This is a genomic window from Bacillus sp. BB51/4 (assembly GCF_008368845.1).
GTDB classification, from domain to species: Bacteria; Bacillota; Bacilli; order Bacillales; family Bacillaceae_G; genus Bacillus_A; species Bacillus_A wiedmannii.
Map to the genome: position 1 here is coordinate 64,136 of NZ_QOSC01000016.1, position 24,353 is coordinate 88,488.

Below are 24,353 nucleotides of genomic sequence, written 5' to 3' on the forward strand. Positions count from 1 at the left end.
CCTAAACGGAAAGTATAACCAAACGAACTAGACGGATTGTTCTACTTTTTTCTCTTTCTTTTCTCCGTCAATGCTGCGAATCGCACCAAAAATAGAAATCGCAGAATAGCCTAATAAAAAGACTCCTGGAATAATAAGAAGCAATGCAGCTCCAGCCTTTGAACTAGCATAATTTAATGCATATCCTGCATAAGGAACTGTAATATCTGCATATTTCCCAATTACATTCTCCGCACGTACTGGTTCTAAATCAGGACCGTTGTTGTTATCACCTTTTGTTTCATACATTACTTTTCCATTTGTATCTTTCACACCGATAATACGGTGAGTGATAATTTTTTCATCTTTCTCTTTAAAGGTAATAACATCACCTTTTTGATATTTCGAACCATCTTTCGTCGGTTCTATCGCAATGATTGATCCTGTTAAAAATGTCGGTTCCATCGATCCTGATAGCACTGATTTAAATTGATATCCCAGCACTGTTGGATCTCCGCCACTCGCTTTTGACGAAATAACTACAAAAGCTAGAAAAACCATTAATGCAAATAAAACAAACGAGATAACGTTGCTAATCACTTTCCAAATTAATTTCATCGTCTCTCTCCCTCTCCGTTGTTTTATATTATTTGGAGTATATAATACCCAATCAGTTCTCTAACAAGAACACAACTAAATAATATAACGAACAACCCGTAAATGCAATAAGAAAATTTACAATTATTAGTTATTTTATATATACAAAAAAGACTGTGACAAAGTCTCTTCACAGTCTTTTTACTAGTAATTTATTTTTCTTCTGATTTCATTCCTGTTGTATTTCGGCGTAGCACTACAAATAAAATGGCTCCAAATAGTACAGCGGCACCTATCCCAATGCTTATTATTTTTACATTTGATTCATTTACTTCAAGCGTAGCCGTATCTTTTTTAGGCATCGGAAAAGTAACATCTTCTTTTGAAAGAACATTTATCGTCGCAATTGTTTGATTATTCTTCGTGATGTCAACTGCACCAACTACCTCACCACGATGAATTCCTTTATGATACAAAGAATCTTTATCTAATGAAGCCGCACGGAAAATCGTCCTCACATTTTTACCTTCATCTTTCTTAAGCATAAGCTCTGCACTTTTTTCAAGCTCGCTATCAATATCTTTATTTAAATACGTTGCCTTTTGATGCCAGCTATGTTTATCTAATACAGTTTGCTTCACAAATTGACCGAAAGAATAATCCGCCATCTGCTTCAAATCTTCATAAATTTCAGGTCTTTGGGAAGCCATTACTACATTTATAATGCGATTACCATCCTTCTCATTTAATAGAACGAGTGTATTACGCGCTTCATTTGTAAAACCCGTCTTCCCGCCAATGCTATATGGATTTTCAAAATAAGTAGACTTATTAAAAATAGAAACCGTCTGGCTAGATGTCGTAACCGTCGTCCTTTTCGTATTCATCGCTTGTAAAATCTCAGGATACTTTTGTACACCTCTCGTAATCATAGCCATATCATACGGCGTCGTATAATGGTTTGGATCATGCAATCCATTTGGCGTTACAAAGTGACTATCTGTAGCCCCTAATTGCTTTGCTTTCTCATTCATCATATGAGCGAACTTCTCAACATTTCCGCCAATACGCTCCGCAATCGCATACGACACATCATTTGCACTCAGCACCATTAAAATCATAAGCGCAGTATTTCTATTAATCGTCTCACCAGGTTGAAATTCAATTTGATAATTACTCTTCTCTTGATCTAATGCTAATTGCGAAAACGTAAATTGATCCTCTGGCTTCGTATGCTCCATAAGTAAAATCGCTGTTAACACTTTCGTCATACTAGCCGGAAATGCACGATGATGTGCGTTTTTGTTATACAAAACATCTCCAGTTTTTGCATCAATCGTAGTTGCAAACTGACTAAAAACATTTGGTCCTTCCGCAGGTGGTGGTGCCACTTGTTCTGGATTCACTCCAATATTCGTCTCCGCACGTAACGTCATAGGTGTCAAAAAAAATAAACAAATAACGGTAATAAAAGCCAAAATTTCCTTAAAATTTACCATATGACTCTCCCTTTTCACTATACTCTCACAGTTTAAAAACTGAATCTACCAATCCATATGTAATTTGTATTAAATTGGAAGAATATTCACTGTTTTTTACTATATCATATTTTTACGATGAAGAACATAAATATACAATAAAAAATAAGAAGGAGTTATTCTTTCTTATCCTTCTCATCAATCAACGAATCTATTAACTTTTGGCTAGCTTCTTCAGGCGTAATCTCATCTGTCATCCCCATAAACGACCAACCTTTAGAATCGACCCACTCAACAAACTCTTGTAAAAACTCATCATGTGTAACATCCACATCAAGAATTGAGCCATTAATCGAAATTGTTCTATTTCTAGATACGCGCATCTTGAACGTTTTTCTTACCATTACAATAATTCTCCCTCTACTTCTGAATATTTATGAAATAATCTTGTATCTCTGTTATACATGATTTTAAGTAAATTGTAAAAAGGATATATTGGCCAGTTTACATATCGAAGCTGAAAACCTATCACCATACAAAAATATGAAATGATATATAAATGATCCTGAATTACTCAATACATTCACATAAAAATAAAACAACTTACATTTTATCATACCAAATACAAATGACTTCAGTACAATAGAATAGAATATACTAGAAAAAACCTTAACATGAGGAGGAACTCTATGGCGCGTTGTACGTATTGTAAAACGAAGTGGACAATAAAAGATGTATGGTCGATACTCATAACATTTGAAAAAGATTGCCCGTATTGCTTTAGAAGGCAGTATCTATCAAAGAAAACATTGAATGCTATGCCAGAACTTATAAGCTTACCTTTACATTTCTTATTCCCTTTTCTTGTTGATTTAAGTGACGAGGGTCCTGTGGATTGGTATCGAAAAAAATAATGTAACCGCTTTATTCGAAATCACTTTTCATTACATTCTCTTCTTATATATTCCTTAATACACAACTACGTAATTCCAACTACTTTCCTATCAAAACATTAATATAAAATATTGCAAAATTTCAGTCAATTATATATAATTGCTTTAGCATACAGATTAAGGATGCAGTTACATACGCATTTTTGAAGATCCCGTAGCTCAGCAGGGAGAGCGCCACCTTGACAGGGTGGAGGTCGTGAGTTCGAGCCTCTCCGGGGTCATAGTTTTTATGAGACCGTATTCTACAAGGGTTTGTAGGTGTTAATGTTTTATACTCTACAAATCAAAAATCACCCTAGTGTTGCGGTCATTTACTTTTTAGGGTGCGAGTTATTCACGTCTTCTTATACGGTAAACCAAATTACCGATATAGGGAGGCGTTTTATTTTGTCCAGAACAGGTAAAAGAGGAAAAGCAAAGTTAGGTCGTACAAACATTGAAGTTACACAAATTGAAACTTACACGTTCCAAGAGTTATTTAACATTTATATGTTTGCAAAAGAAGCAGAAGCTCTTGCAAGAAGAACTCTTGAAAATAAGAAGGGATATTTCTTAGTATTTCACCGATATTTAGAAGAACATCATGAAGGTGTAACACCTAATACACTCGATACAAATACCATTAGAGAGTTTCTATATTACTTAAAAAATGATCACGTTAAGCATAAAAATAACCATTGCGTTAAGGAAAAATATAAATCTGTGGGTGTTTCAGTGTCTTATATAAATACTATCATGAAGCATATGAGAGCATTCTACAACTTCCTCGTTGAAGAGGAATATCTACAAACAAATCCATTTACAAAAATTAAGTCACTAAAAGAAGCACAAGATAATATTGAAGCATTATCCGTTGACCAATTGAAAACCTTACTTAAACAACCAGACCAACGAACTTATGCAGGGTTTAGAGATTATGTATTAATGATGTTACTTGCTGATACAGGAATGCGTATTAGTGAAGCTTTAAACCTGCAACAAGTGGATATTGATTTCAAAACTAATGTAATTGAGTTAAATGGTACTAACACAAAGAACCGTAAAACTCGATATGTACCTATTTCTCAAAAGACTAGTAAGCTACTGCGTGAACTACTAGTTGAAATTGAAGAATTTGATACTCTGCATATATTTACTACTGTTTATGGAAATACCGTTGATCCTGCACGATTTAGACAAAGATTAAAAACATATGGCAATAATGCGGGAATTAAAGGAGTAAGGGTCTCTCCTCACACTTTTAGACATACATTTGCAAAATATTATTTGCTTAATAATGGCGATGTGATGACTCTTCAAAAGATATTAGGACATTCATCAATTGAGATGGTTAGAAAGTATATTAATATGACAAGTAAAGATATTGTATTTCAACATAATAAGCATAGTCCAATTAATAATTTATAAAGAAAAAAGGGTGAACAAAATGTTCATCCTTTTTCAATTATTTAAATGTAAAAATAATTTCATCGTGTACACATTCCAAATTTAGTAATTTATTTCTTTTATTTTGTAATAAGGTCTGTACGGCTCATAGATTTTTTAGAAAACATGATTAAATCAACCTTTATTTACTTTTTCTCTCCTATTTATACGGGATTGTACTGCATAGTTTCTTATTTTTTTATAAATCCATATATAGTATTATAATTAATTTTATTCATGAATTACATCTCAAAAGTGTCTTACCTTCTACCATTTAACAGCTGTGAATTTATTGGTTAGAGATTTAATATATTCAAAATCAGCAAAAAAATCCTCTCTACTTGGTTTTGAATATAAAGTCTCCAAAGGTTGGCTATGACCAATCATCCATCTACATGATCGGTCAAACAAATCTGATACTATTGATAGTTCATCAACAAAACTACCATCGATGTCCTTTAATTTAGTAAAACGTATATTTGGTTCGTATCTCCTAACAATACTTTTGAAAAAACCTTCTTCTACTATTAATTCACACCAAGTTCTAATTTCTGTGTATGCAAGAGAAATATTATATTCAAGTTCATCACCCATACAGGATTTACTTTCAATTTTTTGCTTATAAACATTTAATTTCTTCTTTATATCATTGATATTTTCAAGCCTACCACTAAATGATTCCGAAACCAATCCCTTATTATTTGTATCATATAAATCTACTTTAAAAAACTTATTTTCTTTATTATTACTTTCACATTGGTTGTAAAGAAAATAGTAAAATAGGATGTTATGTGTGAAAACTAACACCTGTCTCTCTTGAGATAGGTTATATATTAACTTAGCGAAGTTTTCTGATCTTTTATAGTCTAAAGAAGTGACAGGGTCATCAAATATAAGTGTATTATAATTTTTTCTTATTTTTAAGTCTGTTGAAAATTCAGCCATAGCAATTGCTTTTTGTTCTCCCTCAGACATAATATCAGTTATTTTAAATTGCTCGTCAGATACATACTTACTTCTATACGTTTTCCCTTTTTGAGGTTTGAGTTTAACATCAACGTCTCTAACCCTTAATTCCTGACAATAGCCCTTAAAGGTTCTTATATAATTTTCTTCTACTAAATCATTAAAAGCTTCTTTAGCCTTTTTTGTTAATGCTGTGGTTGAAAAATTCTTTTTTACTGTAGATAATTGATTCAGTTTGTCGTTAATTCTAAACCACTTTTCTAATAAACTAACATTATTATTGATTAATTGTGCTTTTAAAAGTACATTCCTTTTATCCTCTAAACCTTTTACTATGTTTGCTGTTTCAAAACTCGATTTACTTAACTCAATAAGCCTAGTTTTAATATTCTCAATTTCTTTATCAATTTCTTGAGTTAAACTACTAACATCAATTGTATTCGAAAATTGTATCACTTTACCTTCATTTATTCCTTTTGAAAAAAATTCTAAATTTCTATTGATTAAAACAATTGCTGATTGTAGTTTTGAGGCTAATATTTCTTTTCCAATAAGATCTTTATCTTCATCTTTAAATATTATTTTTAATTCTTTTATATCATTGTTTAATAATTCCCTACGTATCTCTTCTTTATCATGGATAATAGTAGAATTGATATGTTCAAAATTATTTTCAATCTTCTTAATATGATTTTCATTCAATAATTGACCACAAAAAATACAGTGGTCTAATTCAATTGGTATACTTTTTTCTATAGAATCATAATATTTTTTTCCAGATTTTATAAATTCCAGCCATTGATCATTAAATTTTTCTATATAACTAATTTGTTTATTAAATTTTTCATTGTGTTCTTTTTCCTCGGCAACTTTTGTTAGGAAATCATCTATTAATTTATTTACTGTAGTAAGGCTCTCCTCACTTAATTTTATCGAGGCTTGACTTATTGCCTTATTTATTGATTCAAGCTTATTCTTTTGGGCATTTAGTAATTTCCTTGAACTTTCTACATTAGTTGATGTTAACTCTTTAATTTGTGTTTCTATCTCTTTTAACTCGGTTTCGTAATGTTCAGTTTGAGGATAATTTTCTTTAATGTACCCATGGAAATTAGAAGAATTTGCTTTTCTTTGGATATCTAATAGTTCATCTTTTACAATTTGAAAAGAAGAATCTTTAAAAATACCCTTAATTTCCATATCGTAATTAAAAATATCCTGTTCAATACTCTTTTTTAATTTATCAAGTATTCCAATTATGTCTTGAAAATAAGAAAAACCTTGTGGAAGAATACTAAAACTTAAATCTTCATTTAATAAAGGTATTATAGAATCAGAATCAAACACATTTATATTTTTCAAATAGGAATTTGGTTTATTAATATCAATATTTTCTCTTTTAACATTTTGGTTTACTTCATATGTAATATCAAGTGTTTGTTTTAAACTTTCAGGACAATCTTTATATACATTTGGGTGTAAAACTAGTTTTTTTTGATTAGTAAAATAATTATTTGCCAATTTCCTAAAAACTCTTACGTATGAGGATTTTCCAGTGCCATTTTCACCATAGAATACATTTAAATTTCTACCTAAAGAAAATTCACTATCTTCCGAAAGTGCATTAATATTTACAGGTCTTTTAATTGAATTGATTCGTAAATTCAACTCACTTTTGTTTGAATCAGATTTTTGAATTTTAAGTTCAATTTCCCTTTCTTTTAATATTATATCTAATAGCTCTTTTTTCATTTCTTCAATATGCAGATTTCCCCTAACACCAATCACTCGTCCTAAAATATACTTTTTCCAGCTAACATCATTTGCCCATTCAATTAAATAATCAACAGCTTCCAAAAAATACATCTCCTTTTATAATCTACACAACAATTTTCCACATTTTTCTCCAAAGTCCTCTTATATAATGAACATGTCATTGTATTTTGCTATTTTTTTTAATAAGAGTGCAGTGATAGGTTTGCTACTTTATATTCCCATTAATCAACTTCTTATATTGGTGAAAAGTATCGCCCTACATAATGAAATACTCCATATTTTAAAAATATATGGAGTGTTTCCCTAATTTTATTTAATTCAAATTGACTAATAACAGTATCAATTTTTTAATGCTTTTAACTATCTCTTAATAGATCGAACATTTGCCATTCTATTTTTTCCCATTCTCGATTTAAATCAACTGTGAATATTCGGATTGTTGTAGTGTTCACATGATTACCTACACGAATAGGAAGTGTATAAGTTTCATCCACATTATTACCATTAGTTGGATATACCAATATCCCTCGAGTAATAATTGTATCATGACTATGGCTCAAATACGCATAGAGTTGGTATAGATGATTACTTCTTATTTTCTGCACATCATAGTATTCAATTAATGTTTGCGAATAATATTTTGCATCGATTATGATTTTGTGTTTTTTATCTTTACTAAATAATGAAATATCTGTATTCATGTCTGGAACTAGCTTTTGGTTTCCAGCTCCAAGATCCCACTTAAGCTTTTCAGATCGAGATTGATACTTATTCTGTTCGTACTTATAAAAATTCAAGATGAATTTTTCGAAAATTTTCTGCATTTTCTTTTCATCATTTAATATTTCGAACAAATTAATTTCTCCATCTTGTTCTGACATGTTTTGCAATTCAAAAATAAGACGTGCTAATAGTAGCATTTTACGATAATACAGATTACTTCTATTTAGCTGAACACTAAAAAAATGTTTGCGTTGTATCTTTATAGTAGTCACTTTTGAAAATCTATACAACAATGATTGAATATTAATTTTATCACTTTTTGGTAATTGACTTTTCCCCATTAAGTTTATGAGCGTTGTTTTTAATAATTGATTCTGCAAATTATTCTCATCAAACTCGTCCATTTCACATGTCAAATAAGCCTTATGGTTTGCTATCTGTTGCATAGATTGATTAAATAGAACTTTTCCCTTTATTTGACTAGTATCTTCTTCAACACTACGATAATCCTTAAATAAGTTCCTTTTAATAATTTGATTGGTTTCTTGAATAAACAATTTTGTGATAACCATTAAATTTGGTAAATCCTTATCAACACTATTTACTGATCGTACCAACTCTGGCATTTCATTTGCATAACATAATATACAAAATAGATTTCGAATTGGCACTTTATATTTCGAAAGATCCACTTCTTAGCACCTCGATAAGTTCCTTACATTTTATTTCATCATCGAAATAATACTCTTCAATTAAAGGAACTAATTCATACTCAACTATATTGTTATACCATTCATTTATATCATGAATCCCTTTTACATTTGTAAAATAAGCATGTCCAATTTCAAACCCTTTCCCTAAGCGATAGTCACTTCTGATTTCTTGATTAATTGTGTAAATATTTTCTACAATCCTATTCATATTTCGCTCGCTAATTCCCTTATTAGATAAAAAAGCTACAAATTTATTTAATGCTTCTCCAGTAAAAGCTGGTTCAATATGTACAAAAGAAAATCTTCTTCTCAGGGCAAAATCTAGATTTGCCAACGATCTATCTGCAGTATTCATCGTACCAACAAAATATATATTTGCAGGAACAGTAAAATCTTTTTGTGAATAAGCAAGTTTAATATTTTTTCCTCTTTTATCATTTTCAATAAGCATAAAAAGTTCACCAAAAATTTTAGATAAGTTTCCACGATTAATTTCATCGATAATCACAAAGTAATCCTTTTTATCATTTTGCAAGGAATTTTTCACAAATTTTTTAAATAAACCATTTTGCAATTTAAACTTCCCTTCTGCATTAGGACGATAACCTTCAACAAAGTCCTCATATGAAAAAGATTGATGAAATTGCACTTGTAATAGTTGTTCATCTGTTACATTAAATGCGTTTTTTATTAATTGTTCTGCTATATATGTTTTTCCTACCCCTGGAGATCCTTGAAGAATAATGTTTTTTTTATATTTTAATAAATTTACGATTTTTAATTGCATTTCATCACTAATGAAAATATCATTCACTTCTTGCTTTGTCTCTACTTCGTTTTCTATTAAACTCTCTTCTTCATGTTGTGAGTTTAGCAAAGTATCCATGCTAGTATATTTTATTGGATTTCCTTTACCTCTATGAATATTGTGAACTCCAAGGTTAATTAGTCTATTCCGTAATTCTTCATCTGATGCAACCTTTCCATGAAGAATGAATCTCGCCTCTTTCCCTTCGTTCGTATCACGTTCAAAACTCTCTAATTCATAGACTTCTTGTATAACATTATTATAAACTGCACAAAAATACTTTATATTTCCCTCTTCTAATTTCTTTTGGGATATTACCCAACTTATGCTTGTTGCATTATATAGCTTATCTGCAGACATTCCCTCAACATATGAGTAACTGATTTTAATTAATATTGTATCTTCAATAGTCACTTTTTAACCTCCATAATATATTCCAAATAATATTATCATATCTTTCTACCTAATTTTCATTGTAATACTCCCCTCATTACCTGTTACCTTTTCAAAAAATATTCTTATACATCCTACTTCTTCTAATAACTATCTTTGTGCTTCTAATCCATTATCTTGCCCACTGTAGAAGTACGCCCATAACCTCATAATGGCGTTCTAACCGCTCCAAGACGAGGGGAATTGCATATGACTCGCTTTATCTATTTGTTAATAACAGCAAAGCAGTAATTAACCTGAGTCTAGAAACCCTTGATATGTTTAGGTTTCATTTTTGCATCTGTTCATTACCGCTTAAGTGCACCTATCGATAATAGTTGAAGAAAAAATTATTGATTTCTAAAACCAAATTTGTCATTGAGTACATCTAAATCGTTGCTGGTGGCTTGCGTAATGTCAACGCTAGTTACTTGGTTTGCACTGCATATAGAGAATCTTTATTTTATATATCCTCACTCCCAATAAATAACAACTTATAATTCGGAGGTATCTATTTCAAATCACTCGCATATAATGAATATCAAAATTTTTATCAGTTATGATTTAAAATTGGTATTTTTGGAAAAACTAATGAAAATTATAAACCCTTCATTTATAATTATAAATAAATCGAATCTTGAGAATTAAGTGAGGGGTTATATGTTAGTTTTAAATGTAGGTTGTGGAGAAAAAATATTTGAATATGCAGATAACATTGATATAAAACTTTCAGAGACCCATAACATTATTCGTTGCGATGCGAATGGTTTAGATGAAATTTATAAACCAGAAAGCGTAGACCTAATATTTATGCTTTGTCCTCATAGGTTTTATCCACTTCGTTCTAAAGCATATGATGTTCTGAAAACTGACGGACTAATCGTAATTACTGGAAACATTTCAAACTCGTACTTCAAAGAAGTTTGGATGGCATCTGAAAAAGTTTTAGAAAAAAAAGGTTTTATAACCGTTAGTAAGACTCAACATTGCCATCCTAATTTTTGGCATTCACGTCTTAGTAATGGAAAATCCATTGAAAATCATACGATTAAACAAATTGTATTAAGAAAAAGGTAGGTGAAAATAATGAATATTACATTGAGTGAAGACCAGTTCTCTATCTCTATTGGTATGTCAGAAGCAGAAATTCTAAGTATTGATTATTACGATGATAACTTAATTATTATTGCCCAAAATGTAGAATTACTTTGTGATTTCCGTAATTTAGAATTTTATTCACCTCAAATTTCATATGATGATTGGCTAAATCTTAAATATATATCAGATCAAGTCCATGAAGAGAATTTAGATCATATAAACTTTTTTGATCAAGTAAAATTCGTTATTCCTAATCCAAGAATCTATTATGAAGGATTGCAACATCAATTTATAGATATTCTAGGTGATTTTGAAATTAAAAATTATGATTCCTATCCCTATTCGTATATATTTGGTGGTACTATAAAAAACAGCAATCATGATGAATTTGAAGTATGTAGTAGCCAATATATCAATTTTCATTACGATGATGTACAGCTTAAAAATGAAATAACAAAACATTCATTAGGCTATTATAGAAATACTGATAAAATTCATTTCGATGCTGAAAGAGAATTAAAAAGGCAGAAACTTTCTAGAAAAAATAATTCTTCTGAATCTAAACTTCTTGAACTTCATTTCTGATCTAACCACTCGCTTTTGAGTGGTTTTTTATTTCTCCCGACAAAAAACAAAATATTCAAATAATAAAAACTCAAAAGTTACACACCTTAACTCCCCAAAATTTCAATATCCATGTGAAGAGAATGTAAAAGATAAATTTGAGAGAATGCCTAATTCTTTATTCATTTACTTAGAGTTAGGATTGATTAGTCATAATAAACTGATTATTTAAACCAAAGCTATTGCAATTGTACAATGCTAATTATGGATACGCTTTTCCTACTATACCTCATTTAATTATTTTAGTATTCAACTATCCTCCCCCATTTGTTAAGTAACTTAAACAATTCACACGTAAATCCACTTTAATTAACAGGTTTATCACTAGAATCGTATATATTAAATATTTAACATGGTTGCAGGAATTGAATACATAAGAATTTGATTTTTCATACATTTTAAACTTACAAAAATTATTTCAAGAGAGCATATTGGGTGGTTAGACTCTTTATCACAAGTTAATAAAATATAACCTTGTTAACTTCTAATGGTGGCTGTTACATCCAAAGAATGACGTATACGTCCCCCTTATATGCCCTTATTACACTACCTTCACTGTCAATTGAATAACCAGAGCCACCAAACAATTGGATTCTTTTTCTTCATTATTATATTCTCATAAATAATTCGTACATTTCTTAAAACTCTATCAATATTTCCACAATGTGTGATATCGTAAATATGATTGCATATTAAGGTACTTTAAATAATTATTAATGAGGTGCATACTTGAATATGGAACATATAAAGAAGATTATCTACGATTTATTGTTTATTAAGAGAAGTGAAGAGGAGAATACAAGCTGGTTTACTGACAAAAAACATAACGCCCATTTATGCCCAGGGTTTCAAGATAAGTTCGAGTCGATCTTTGAATCATTCGAAAAATATCAAAAAATTGTTTATGATATACAAGGTCCTCGAGATGCTGGTACGGACGTAATTATTAGACATAAAAATAAGTACATCTGTTTTCAAATCAAATCTGAAGATGACTTAAAAAGAAAAGACTATTTGAAAGATTTAAAAGCACAATTTTTTGATACCATGGATAAATTCGGTGACAATGTCTTAGATTTTTATATTGTACTTTGTTGCGACAAAGTTAAGAACAAAGAAAAAATTAGGTTGATTGAATCTGAATTTGTTAAAAGGGAGAATATATATGTAGTTGAACCCGATTATGCACTAACCTTTCTTCACCTTTCATCTATACAGATTGATGCGATGATAAGAAGTATGTATGGTGATGAAGACATTGTATTTAAAGAAGGTCTAGCTGTTGTGCAAAATCTGACACCTACTCAAAAAGGATTATTATATTATTTTATCTATCAGTTTATCTTTAAGGAAAACCATAAAATACACCCTACCGATATCACAAATTATTCTTTTATTAATGACTTTTACAAGAAAATCCCTGATTTCGATGATGCCTGGTTCTTTACGGAAGAGGATCAGTTTGAGACACCTAACAACCGATTAAGAGAGTATAGTATTAGCCAAAGAATAAGTAATGACCTAGAAACACTGTGTAATTTATTAATTACAGAAAACGAAGATGGTTCTTATTCTTTACACTTGATAACAACACACGCTATAGTTCTACTTATGATTGATGGAAACATAAGATACCTATATGCAGAAAATGACTTAATTTATTACATGTTAGACTTATTTGGTCCAATGAAAGGTTATGAATCAAATACTATTATGACTAATTAAATTTACCTTATTGAACGATCTATTTTTAATAAGATAGATATTGATAAGTAAGGCATGGAATTAGGAAACTGTGTACTAGCTTAACATTTGAGATATTTATTATAAATTTTTCATCTGAGATTGCGGGAGCAGGTGTGCTTATACATTATTTACTATACAAATCATTCAAAATGGTGATAAGCACACCCCTATACCTCTCATACTCCACATGATAATTTGTCTTATCTCATTATTCTACTTCACCTTCCTGTTCTCTTACCGCTCTATAAAGAGTAGCCCTGCTTATCTTGGTTATCTCTTCAATCTCTTTAACAGTCATCTTATTGGTTGCCCTGTTGCGGAATAACTCAAGGGCATACTGTAAACCTCTGTTATTCTTTGTATACTTCTTGGGTCTTCCCTTATAGACACCTCTTTGCTTAGCTTCTTCAATACCCTCTAATTGCCTTTCCTTAATCATATCAGCTTCAAATTCTGCTATACCAGATAGGACAGTAATCATTAATTTGCCAATTGCCGTACTTGTATCAATCTTATCTCCACCCATGTTCAAGACAATAAGGGAAACACCTTTGTTGTTTAAATATTCAATGGTGTTTAAAGCATCTTTTGTACTTCTGGCAAACCTATCTAACTTCGTAACAGTAATAGTGTCACCTGCTTGTACTGTCTCAAGGAGTAGACTGAACTGCTCTCTATCTTCTTTCTTTCTTCCACTGACCTTCTCTTTAAAAATAGTGTCACATCCTGCTTCTTGCAGTTGTTTAATTTGTGCACTTAAATTTTGACCTGCTGATGACACACGACCATAACCATATTTCATATGAATTTCACCCTTTCATTTTGATACATGTATATGAGACGTTTATAACCTAAGTATATCAAGCATCTCATAATGTATCAATAAGGTGTACTCAAATGATACAAAATGGTATAAACCTACTTTAGCATTTATTAAGTTCCATGCTATTTTTTTATGGATGTCTACAAATTAACTTAAATACCTTTGTAAGCTATTAGAATAGCATTGTAGCCTAGGCTATATTTGAAGAATCCCTAGAATATTATGTAGATAATGGATTAATTTGAGAAATATTGATGACAATTCACAAAAATGTATTAAAATTAAAATAGTAAAATAGAAATAGTAGGGAGAGGGATTTAGTCATGACTTTACAGTATCAATATTATGCAATTGACTCATACAATTTATCAGCTACATATTCTGGTGATGGCCTAGTGCGACCTTATCAGTACAAGATTAAGCTCATTCCTAAGAATAGTTCTTTAGGAGATACTCTAGATTATGAGATTACTGAAATGAATACTGAAATTAAAATTAAGGTATCTCAAGGACAGCTTATTAATGCAATGGCAAAAGGAGATACCAATGATGATGTTGCAGACAGCTTATTTGGCCATCCGCAAAATTTTTACAATGTAAAAGATACGGATAAATATGATGCCTTTCTTTTAGCAAATAAACCTTATTTTATACCTTTAGTAAGGCAGTATAATGTTTCAGCGGAACAAATACCTTTATTATTCCTTATTGATATACGCACACATTTTACAGAATTACTAAGAAATATCTACAAAGATATGCTTATTCAAAATTTTGATGCGTCAAAGAAATAAGAAAAAGACCAGTGCCTTTTATCAGGTTCTGGTCTTTATTGCTTTTATTTATCTGTTGAAAAAATATAGTATCAACTCCACACGTAGAAAGTATGTCTATTGACAGTTTTTTACGATTAATCACACGAAAAGAAATATTTAACATGATTGCGGGAATGTAATACATAAAAATCTTATTTTATCAAGTGATTTCCTACCATCCTCAATTCAATATATACCTATTAGATAACATTTCTTTTTTATTCATGGTACAGATCCCTTACTATCACAAGCACATATTTAATTATAAAAACAGACAATTTACTATCACCAACTACCAAAATGAACCATTTATTGTTAAACTAACATTATACTTGCTCTATATTTAGGGAGGGAATTAATTTGTCAGCTGAAGAACGAATGAAAAAATATTTAGAGTCTACAAAGTACGCAACTGAAGAATTAATTAGGATTATTAACAATGAAGAAAAAGAATTAGAAGAACTGATTCGGACATTAAAAGAAAATGAGGCATTAGCCAATAAACTTGATCAAGAAATGCATCAAATCAAAGGCCTTGACGATATAACGTTTCTAAGAGACCAAGCAACCTACCATTTTATAGAAGGAGCTAAAATTGAAAATCAACTGAAAAAAAACACCGAAAGATTCAAAGATAAATATGAGTCTTTAAGTACTCTTTCAGGTGCGTTGTTACAAATTGCTAAACAAGGCATTTCTATTTCATATCATGGTACCAATAACCCTTTTACCGAATGTAAAAACGGCAAAACAATGAAATCACAGTTCCTAAAAACTGTAATTTGGGAAGGACGTAATCAATCTCTACATTACGAAGAAGGTTTCAATGATAGATTTCAGAAGACGAAAGATTGTTTTATCCAACTTAACAGAGATTATGAAATTAAAATTGACAGGAATGGAGATGATAAAATTAATCTAGCAAAAGAAGTAATTTCAATAATTGGCTGGAAAGATTACGAAGATTATTATAGAGATATGCTTTCATTAGTATAAGAGAAAAGTATATTTAATCTATAAATATTCATGGGTACTATAGCACTCCATGCTTTATTATTTTTACTTATCTATTTAACCCCCACTTATATTCCATGAACAAATGTACCTATATACAAATAAGGATTAAAAGGTGCATAATTTTCCCTATATACAAATAAGGATTAAAAGGTGAGTTTTCACATCATTCACCTTTTAATCCTTATTTGATTTATGTAATTTGTTATATTAGGGCTTCTAATTGCTGTTATCACGCTTTAATAAAGAAAATTTCCATGCATATGTACATATTTCTATCAATTCACTTGAAAGATAATTAATATCATTTTCGAAATACGGCAAAACCCCTTTACACACCATAATTCCTTTTACTTCTTTAGTATTTTTCTCGACTTTTAGTTCTTTAATATATCCTTTTAATTGATTAATATCATCTCTTCCAATATCCCCTTTCTTAATTTCCACAATAATGTATCCTCCGCCATCAGATTTTTGTAAGAGAATATCTAATCGCTTTCCGCTCGGAAGAACATATTGATTTTTAAGAAATGCAGTATTACTATCCAACAAACGATGTTGTTGAATTAAAAACTTTTCAATATCTGACTCTTTTACTTGTTGAACCTCCTCCGAAGATAATAAAGTATCCGTTAAGCAACTTTTCTTTTGACATTCTTTAATGTGAAATAACAACAAATCAATATCGGCATCATTTAATTCTTTCATCGTTCTTAATGCAGAAGTCATTGAATCTTGATAAGTTTGTTCATTATTAAAATTTGGTTTTCGAGATAACTGTAATAGCAATGATTTTTGTAATTGTAAAGGCATATCAAGCACCCTTGAGAAAATAGGGTTTCCAAAAACAATAACTTCATCTCTTTCATTTTGTTCTTTTAGTAAATGCGGATTTTTATACTTTTCTTTTATGAATTTATTCGATCTCGCCTCTTCCACTGAAAGAACCATCTCTATAACAATGTATGCAGTTATGCAACGTTTTTTATGAACCATTGTATGAAAAAACAAAATATCCCCCTTATTTAACGTCTTTAACCGCCTTCCTTCATGGGAACTTCCATATGTAAATTCTCCAAAATTAGGATCATCTATATCCTTATAACTAATTAGAAAACCAGCCATACTCCATACTCCTTTACCTCATTCTCTGTACTCTCCGCCCAGTACAACACAATCAAACAATTAAATGGCTTCATTAATTTCTTAAACACTTGTGAAAAAACACTGTACAACTACAGGTTTTGAAATCACATTTACTTATAATATTAAGCAATATATTGTACATAACATAAGTAAATCTATACTGTTTAGTTATACGACAATTCATACGTAAAAACCTGTCAATTGACAGGTTTTTCAATGAAATCACACGCAATAGATTATTAACATGAGTAAGGGCACTGTACATAAAAACCCCATTTTATATAGAAATTACAATCCCTAAAAATCACCTCAAAAGAGCATATTGTATAGTTCACCCATTTACTGCAAATTAATAAAATATGCTCTTTTGATTTTCACATCAAAAAAAGGAATGACTTGTACGTCAATCCTTTTATATGTCCTTATTGTACTATCACCACTCCTTGCTACAGCATAACTTATCTTTGAGGATTTTCTACATAATTGGCGTATTAAACTGCATATTTTACCACTTTATTTTCAATCGTAGCCTTTTACGTTTCTAGCTTAAATAACCACCCTCTGACGGTTTCTTTTATTTCTTTCTTGCGGGGGTGGTTAATGCTTTCTCAATACTCCAACCATTATTAATTCTTTGTCTTAATGTGCATACATTAATTCCTGTTTCTTTTGACCAATCATCCAAAGACATTGTTTTCTCGTCAAATGTTATTTGTTTTACATTCTTTCTTTTGTGTGGTCTTCTATTATTAGCTTGTTCTTTCATAGTCTCCCATCTGCAATTTGAAGGTTCGTAATTTCCATTAACATCGATTCTGTCAATGGTTAAATCATCTTTATAACCATTAGATAATGCCCAATTCATAAAGTTTTCAAAGGAATTTTTCCACTCTTCGCAAACTTTAATACCACGACCACCATAGTACATGTAACTTTCATGCGTCTCCCTATAACATCTACCTTTCATTGCATCCCATATTCCATATAGCCTGTGCTTTGACATGCCATGGGTTGTCTGAGCTTCTCTCACTCTGTCCTTGACAATACAACCACAACTCTTCTGTCCTTTTTCTTGCATTAAATCTTGTGCTAAGATATATCTAATTTCTCCGCACTCACATTGACACTTCCATTTCTTCTTTCCATTCTTATCTTTCTCATTACTGAGTTCTAAAACTGTAAACATCTTAAACTTTTTTCCTGTTAAATCATACTTTCTTTTTGGCATAACTAACACTCCTACATACATTATAAAAAAAGGTAAAAAACCGCTCTAATTTCCTTTGATTTACTTAATAAAAATTTATTTTTATACATTTTGAAACCTTACAGGTTCTGAGGTTCTATGTTTTAATAAATTTACGTTAAAATCCTTTATGTTTGAATGCTCGATTAGCATTAAGTTTTCTTTTACATGGGTTTGTGTTCTCATGTTAATTAACTTAAAGTTAATCCAATATCCAAAAACTCAGCTTTGGAAATTATAACCCATTACTTTTTTAATTCAATTCTGTTTAATCATCTAAAAAATCTGTAATATCATTATTAGATTTTTCTTTTTTTACATAAGAAGATATAAATTCTTTATCGGTTCCCCACATATTCTCATGCCTTACTATTTGTTTTTCTATTTGCTCATTTTGTTGTTTTTGTTCTAAAATATGCTTTTGATATTCCCTTTCTAATCTTTCCGCAACCTCCCCTGCAACCTTGTTTTTACTCGCTTTCATTGCATCAATTTTCTTTTGACCGCCTTCTTTAACGAATTGGCAGGTTGTTTCTTTCCATGCTTTGTACCCGTTGAATTTCCATTTAGTGTTCTTGTCGAAGATTTGATTAAATAGGTTAATATCTAATTTAATTTTTATATCTGTAATTTTTTCGAATGCTTTATTAAGTGCTGTTTCTACAACAGTTTCATTTGTAATTTTCTGGATATCACTTTTGACTGATGAAGTTTGCATTGTGTATTGATTTGCTTCTTGTTTAAGTTGACCTGCTTCATCTCGATAATAACTGCCACTAATTTTAGTTATGAATTTTTCACAGCCAACAAGGATTCCTCTTGCTGTTTTATCAGTTACACCAAATATGCCTTCCCATTCTTTTATTGAGATTCTCCATGTATGTTTAGCATTATTTCGCCACGTTATATAAGAAATAGCCATAAAGTAATAACCATTATTCTCTGCTTGATTGTATTTGTCATAAGAAACTTGCGTAAAACCTTTCCAAATGAAAGGATTTTCTTTCCATTCAACTTTAGTCTCTGCTTCAAGTTTTTCCATCTCTTTATTAATAGTAATGACTAAAATATCTTTTAAGATTTTACCCTCACGTTCAATTGTTATGTATCCTTTGGTTAGCAAACCTTCAAGAGCATCGACTACTCTCTTTTTATCCCGATATTTAGTGCTTGTCTCCCACTTAAGACCTTTAACCAACATATCTACCATTGTGACTGTCGTATTTTCTAAACCTATTTGTTTCATAAATTGGAGGTGTGCAAACATCATAAACTCATCTTTATTTAAATGGTACTTTGTACTAAAACCAAATGCCACATTTGGAATAATTGCATAACTTTTTTTCTTGCTCATTTTCAATTTAATTAACTCCTTTAATTTAACTACTTATCCATAACCTAGATTGTGAGTAAACCTAAAGCCTTTCCACGCTCAGTATACTCAACTAATAATCGATTTAATTCTTCTGTTCTTTCAAAAAGCCAAAAGCGTTTCATTGTTTTATCATGAAATGCGGTACAAATAAACCTTTGTCCTTTTTCAAAACGTAAAAACTCAAGTAAATTTGTTGAATAGCAGAAGAAGTATTGTTCTAAATTCATTTTCAATTCCTCCTTTTGTAACGAATATGTTCACTTTTTGATGAAATAAAAAAAACATGACTATGGGTCACGTTTGCTTTATATCCCTTGCATTTATTTTTTCTAGTCCTTGTTCTCTTATAAAAGAATACAAGGAATTAAATTATACAAGCCTTCACTGCTTATCCTCCTCCTGAATTAATTCATATTTATTTTTATTTTTCAATCAAGCAAACCCCTTGACCTTATAATTATTATACCATATTTTTTAGTTTTCGTCCATTTTTATGCTACATAACTATTGACTTTAGTTTAAATTTGTGATAAAAGAAAAAGTTTCTCTTTTAAGAATATTTTTCAACTTTTTCTTCCCTCCTTTCGTTTATAAGACCAATTAAAATAATTTCTTTTGAAGAAAAAGTTTCTGTAATGGAAGAGCGAAGCCCAACCGAATAGAGTGAGGTAGTGAGCGAAAATAGATAGGATAGAGCGGTAGCGACTACCTATTTCTATCTTTATTTAGTTTCACTATATTTTTTCTATACTCGGTAATCCACGATCTTTTTCAGTGCAAAAATTACTGAAAACAAAAGAAATCTTCGCATTGTTTTAATGCAGTAATTCCCAAAACGAAGGAAGAAAAAGCTCTAATATAGTGCAGAAATTATCGTTCTGTTACTCCTTCCTACAGTAAGCAATATGAATAAGTGTTAGAGATACCCTATAGTAGAGTGTTGAGGTTAAAAATCATTGTACAAATTATCAAAAGCAGTTTAAGATACAGTTATATCAACGGTTTAACCGCTATAAGGAACGTGAATAAATTGGTCCCCCACCTTGACAGGGTGGAGGTCGTGAGTTCGAGCCTCTCCGGGGTCATAGTTGTAGAAACCGTGTCAAATTAATGTTTGATGCGGTTTTTTATTTGTTTAAGCAACTCTCTAAAAGAGCCAGTGGTCACAGAATTGATCACATTACCTACAAAATCTCTTCTATTTTATTAACTGCATCTTCTTGCATCGTTGGCAACACATGCGAATAAGTGTCTAATGTAATTTTGATGTTACTATGTCCTAGCCGCTCAGAAATCACCTTCACATTCACACCTTTAGCTAATAACAACGTTGCATGTGTATGACGTAAATCATGAAAGCGAATCTTTGGCACAGCTGCTTTCTGAATCAAAGCGTTTAAACTTCGTCTAACGTTAGCAGGATTAATTGGCGTTCCAGAAGGAGTACACATCACCAAGTCATTACCTTGATATTCCTCGCCTTGACTCAGCTTCTCTTTCAATACGACTGCTCTGTGTTTCTTTAGCTTTGCTATTGTTGATGCGGGTAATAGTATCTTTCTTAAACTTGATTTCGTCTTTCCTCCAAGCAAGAACGTCTTCCCATCATGACTTAACGTTTGACTAATAGTTAAATGACCCTTTTCTAAATCAACATCTTTCCACCGCAAACCTAGTAATTCACCCTATCTCATTCCAGTTACAAGAGCCGTATGAAAGACGATAGAATACCTACTATCATGCGCAGCTTTTAAGAACAACTGTACTTCCTGTTCATTCCACACAGTTAACTCTTCCTTATCACCTTTAGGTAACTTCGTTTTCGCTGCAACATTTTTAGTAATTAACTCTAAATCTATCGCATGTTCAAGGGAGTTTCTAATGACTTTGATTATCTTCTCAATTGTCCCTCGTTTTAAACCTTCATCTCGCAGCGAATTAACGTAGTTTTGCATATGCAATGAAAGTTAAACTTGGCTAGTTTGATGTTGCCTAGAGAAGGGATGATACGACTGTTTAAATACCCTTTCAGCACCCTTGCTGTTTGAATACCAACACTGTGCTTCTTCGTATTAAACCAACTCTCCAGATATTCACCATAGAGAAGTTTGCTAGGTTCTACATGTGTTCCAGTATGAACTTCTGAGAGTAGCTTTGTTAAAGCAGTTTCCGCTTCTTTTTTGGTAATGAATCCCCTCTTCTTTTTTTGCTTTCTTTTACCTGTTAGTGGTTCAATACCAATGTCTACAATATAAAAATATTTTCCTGTTGTCTTATCTTTTTTGACGCTTCCTTTCATCGCTAAGAGCCTCCTTGGAGTCCTTAACTGTAGCTGTATATGGTAATTTTATTATAGCGGATATCTTGGTTTGATAGACTATAAATTTTCTTTATAATATTTTCCCTATACGAAAAGGTTATCTTCACATTGTAAGATAACCTTTCCGTTTATCTGTTCTAATTCAACTAAAGCATTTCATTTGTTGAGAATATAGCCGCTGCTGAAGCTTGTTATTAATTATAAATAATAACATACGCCCCATCTTATCATGAGTTAAATTTTCTCTTTATCCTCTTTAATACACAAATCATCATTTATTTTAATGACTATTATGACAAACAGTTTAAGAATTAAATAATAATCCGACTCATATTGTTTCTCATCATTAGCATTTGTTCCATGTAAGTATTTATTTCTAATATCATGACCATTAGTGAATTTTGACTTATTAAGATAATAGTCAAGATAATCTTGTTCATTTCTTGAAAACAGGCTATTTTCAAAATCAACAAGATTACGAGTACTTAACTCCTCTATCAATACTTGTATATCCTGAGAATAATGCCAATAACTCATTACCTCTTTATAATACAGTTCTTTAAGAATATATATGGCTCTTTGGTCAGCAAACTCTAAGTAACCCATGTTACTTTCACAAATCAAATTATTATCGAATAACCATTGAATGTCTTTCAACTGATACTCTTCAAAATCACTTCTAGTTAAATTTTCTAAAGTTATCAAGTCAAAAAAATTCTTATATTCCTCTTCTTTATTTGGCAAATACACTATGCTACTCTGGTCTGAAAATAATAAAAACGAAGCCGTTTTATACCAATCACTAGAAGAATAAACATACTTTTTTCTATTAAAAGACTTTATATCTTTATTTTTAAAACTTGAAGATGACATTTGAATTAACTCCTGGTCTATCATCCCATCTTCAATCAAAGTATTATACTGTTTAAAAATTCTATCTATCTCAGGAAGAATAGTTCTACATTTTTCAAAATACGATGCTTCACTCGAAGGCATTTTAACGATGAAATCATTAATTTGAAATTCTTCTTTCAAATATATTTCAAAAAACCATTCAATCATTTCTTCCAATCTTATACTAAGAACATTTAGCACATTAACATAACTATATATCTCAGCATTAGACAGCATTTCTTTGAAATAAAAAGAAGTTGATTGGTTATACAAATGTTCTCCTTGTGTTCTAAATACTGCCTCTAGAGCACTGCTATCACTTTTTTTAGAGTCGATTTCTAATCTCATCGCACCATCAAAAAATCCAAATAGATAAATGAAATTATTCCAAAGTGTAGGATAATCAATATTTTCTTCAATCCACTTTCGACTTACCTTGATGTCTGCTGTTCTCCCCTCCATAGTAACTAATATAGCTTCATCTTGCTCCTGTGGATAAGAAATCCTTACTCCAGTTTCAATACCTGTTCCTTTAGTAAAAACTTTTTCTTCCTCTTCTTTAGCTTTTCTCTTAGCATGCAATTTGATTTTATCAGGTATATTTAACCCCTTATTTGTTGGGAAGTTAATAATTTGTCTCAATACATTTATATTCACTTGTGGTGAATCAATATATCCATCAATCAACTTTAATATATCTGTTTCGTTCAAAGATGGTGGCAAATATAAATCATTTTTCCTTAGATACTTTGACAGAATTGTCTCTGCATTCCTAGAGTCAGATAATAACACCGCTTTAACTGCCTCATTAAAATACTTCGTCAATCTCTCAAATTTGAGTACTATATGAATATGTACATTGCTCTTTTCAAGAAAAAGTTTGAAATCATTAATTTCAATTTTTTGATACATCTTGTAACTTTCAAGAATTTCAAAGAAATCATCTTTATTACCAAATTCAATTTCATCATATAGATTCAGGAAGACATCCTTATAACTCCCCATGAAGATACCAATTTTTTGTTTTATTTTTTTCTCATACGCTTTTATATCCAGGCTTGTTTCTTCAACAATATAATCACTAAATCTTTCAACACTTATATACTTTAAAACATTATGAAAATCTAATAAATCAGTAACACCCCATTCAGAATCAATAACCTCATTATTAATTTTCTCTACTATTTTTTCTAGTTGCCAGCCACAAGCCATATCATACTCAGAATAGAATTTAACCCTTGACATATGTTCTCCTTTCGTTATCTTCTAGATTCTTTAGCTATAGTGTATTTATTCTAATGATTAATGCATTGGGATAAATACTATTTTATAAGGAACTTCCATGGGTATTAAAATAGTTTAAACTAAATTCCTAATTATTCTCTAAAAAAACATTATTAAC

At 30.6% G+C, this 24,353-nt stretch carries 19 protein-coding genes, 1 tRNA gene and 1 pseudogene; 8 read left to right on the plus strand and 13 right to left on the minus strand.

Annotated elements, in window-relative coordinates:
- Positions 1-27 precede the first annotated feature (27 nt).
- From sipW to DN392_RS22620, 3 genes are all read right to left on the minus strand, one after another.
- The gene (gene sipW, locus DN392_RS22610; RefSeq protein WP_046958253.1) at positions 28-597 is read right to left on the minus strand and encodes a signal peptidase I SipW; all 570 of its coding nucleotides are present in this window, start codon (positions 595-597) and stop codon (positions 28-30) included.
- A gap of 191 nt (positions 598-788) precedes the next feature.
- Complete coding sequence (locus tag DN392_RS22615; RefSeq protein ID WP_074651417.1) at positions 789-2,075, minus strand: D-alanyl-D-alanine carboxypeptidase family protein; 1,287 nt, start codon at positions 2,073-2,075, stop codon at positions 789-791.
- A gap of 155 nt (positions 2,076-2,230) precedes the next feature.
- Positions 2,231-2,458 carry a hypothetical protein gene (locus tag DN392_RS22620; protein ID WP_000251864.1) on the minus strand — a complete coding sequence of 76 codons (228 nt, stop codon included), beginning with the start codon at positions 2,456-2,458 and terminating at the stop codon, positions 2,231-2,233.
- A 285-nt stretch (positions 2,459-2,743) separates the two neighbouring features.
- Here DN392_RS22620 and DN392_RS22625 point away from each other — a divergent pair, with 285 nt between their 5' ends.
- The 3 genes from DN392_RS22625 to DN392_RS22635 all read left to right on the plus strand — a co-directional run bounded on the left by DN392_RS22625 (position 2,744) and on the right by DN392_RS22635 (position 4,414).
- A complete protein-coding gene (locus tag DN392_RS22625; protein ID WP_088321137.1) occupies positions 2,744-2,968 on the plus strand; it encodes a hypothetical protein in 225 nt (74 codons plus the stop codon).
- Between the two features lie 187 nt (positions 2,969-3,155).
- Positions 3,156-3,228: transfer RNA gene (locus DN392_RS22630), tRNA-Val, on the plus strand.
- A 166-nt stretch (positions 3,229-3,394) separates the two neighbouring features.
- A complete protein-coding gene (locus DN392_RS22635; RefSeq protein WP_149238107.1) occupies positions 3,395-4,414 on the plus strand; it encodes a tyrosine-type recombinase/integrase in 1,020 nt (339 codons plus the stop codon).
- Positions 4,415-4,699: 285 nt separating this feature from the next.
- Here the strand turns inward: DN392_RS22635 and DN392_RS22640 are convergent, their stop codons facing one another.
- The 3 genes from DN392_RS22640 to DN392_RS22650 form a co-directional block, all read right to left on the minus strand.
- Entirely contained in the window at positions 4,700-7,255 is a 2,556-nt protein-coding gene (locus tag DN392_RS22640; protein WP_088321132.1) for an AAA family ATPase, read from the minus strand.
- A 275-nt stretch (positions 7,256-7,530) separates the two neighbouring features.
- A complete protein-coding gene (locus DN392_RS22645) occupies positions 7,531-8,589 on the minus strand; it encodes an McrC family protein (RefSeq protein ID WP_088321129.1) in 1,059 nt (352 codons plus the stop codon).
- Positions 8,570-9,832 carry an AAA family ATPase gene (locus DN392_RS22650; protein ID WP_179209973.1) on the minus strand — a complete coding sequence of 421 codons (1,263 nt, stop codon included), beginning with the start codon at positions 9,830-9,832 and terminating at the stop codon, positions 8,570-8,572. The genes DN392_RS22645 and DN392_RS22650 overlap by 20 nt, the downstream gene beginning before the upstream one ends.
- A 678-nt stretch (positions 9,833-10,510) precedes the next feature.
- Here DN392_RS22650 and DN392_RS22655 point away from each other — a divergent pair.
- From DN392_RS22655 to DN392_RS22665, 3 genes are all read left to right on the plus strand, one after another.
- Positions 10,511-10,927 carry a class I SAM-dependent methyltransferase gene (locus tag DN392_RS22655; RefSeq protein WP_088321126.1) on the plus strand — a complete coding sequence of 139 codons (417 nt, stop codon included), beginning with the start codon at positions 10,511-10,513 and terminating at the stop codon, positions 10,925-10,927.
- Positions 10,928-10,936: 9 nt separating this feature from the next.
- Positions 10,937-11,533: a hypothetical protein gene (locus DN392_RS22660; protein ID WP_088321124.1), complete on the plus strand. Its 597-nt coding sequence runs from the start codon at positions 10,937-10,939 to the stop codon at positions 11,531-11,533.
- Between the two features lie 768 nt (positions 11,534-12,301).
- The gene (locus DN392_RS22665) at positions 12,302-13,297 is read left to right on the plus strand and encodes a hypothetical protein (protein WP_142292439.1); all 996 of its coding nucleotides are present in this window, start codon (positions 12,302-12,304) and stop codon (positions 13,295-13,297) included.
- Between the two features lie 229 nt (positions 13,298-13,526).
- Here DN392_RS22665 and DN392_RS22670 read toward each other — a convergent pair whose 3' ends face one another.
- Positions 13,527-14,120 carry a recombinase family protein gene (locus tag DN392_RS22670; RefSeq protein ID WP_088321119.1) on the minus strand — a complete coding sequence of 198 codons (594 nt, stop codon included), beginning with the start codon at positions 14,118-14,120 and terminating at the stop codon, positions 13,527-13,529.
- Positions 14,121-14,464: 344 nt separating this feature from the next.
- Here DN392_RS22670 and DN392_RS22675 point away from each other — a divergent pair, with 344 nt between their 5' ends.
- Positions 14,465-14,935: a hypothetical protein gene (locus tag DN392_RS22675; protein ID WP_088321117.1), complete on the plus strand. Its 471-nt coding sequence runs from the start codon at positions 14,465-14,467 to the stop codon at positions 14,933-14,935.
- Positions 14,936-15,316: 381 nt separating this feature from the next.
- Entirely contained in the window at positions 15,317-15,952 is a 636-nt protein-coding gene (locus tag DN392_RS22680; protein ID WP_088321114.1) for a hypothetical protein, read from the plus strand.
- 237 nt (positions 15,953-16,189) lie between these two features.
- Here the strand turns inward: DN392_RS22680 and DN392_RS22685 are convergent, their stop codons facing one another.
- The 6 genes and pseudogenes from DN392_RS22685 to DN392_RS22715 form a co-directional block, all read right to left on the minus strand.
- Positions 16,190-17,095, minus strand: coding sequence for an endonuclease NucS domain-containing protein (locus DN392_RS22685; RefSeq protein ID WP_088321112.1), 906 nt, complete (start codon positions 17,093-17,095; stop codon positions 16,190-16,192).
- Positions 17,096-17,690: 595 nt separating this feature from the next.
- Positions 17,691-18,344: a hypothetical protein gene (locus DN392_RS22690; protein WP_088321109.1), complete on the minus strand. Its 654-nt coding sequence runs from the start codon at positions 18,342-18,344 to the stop codon at positions 17,691-17,693.
- Positions 18,345-18,630: 286 nt separating this feature from the next.
- Entirely contained in the window at positions 18,631-19,722 is a 1,092-nt protein-coding gene (locus tag DN392_RS22695) for a hypothetical protein (RefSeq protein WP_088321106.1), read from the minus strand.
- A gap of 38 nt (positions 19,723-19,760) precedes the next feature.
- Entirely contained in the window at positions 19,761-19,964 is a 204-nt protein-coding gene (locus DN392_RS22700) for a hypothetical protein (RefSeq protein WP_088321104.1), read from the minus strand.
- Positions 19,965-20,921: 957 nt separating this feature from the next.
- Positions 20,922-22,036 (minus strand): annotated as a pseudogene (locus DN392_RS22705) (tyrosine-type recombinase/integrase).
- A 255-nt stretch (positions 22,037-22,291) separates the two neighbouring features.
- Positions 22,292-24,196, minus strand: a complete 1,905-nt coding sequence (locus tag DN392_RS22715) for a hypothetical protein (RefSeq protein ID WP_088321099.1) — start codon at positions 24,194-24,196, stop codon at positions 22,292-22,294.
- Positions 24,197-24,353: the final 157 nt, after the last annotated feature.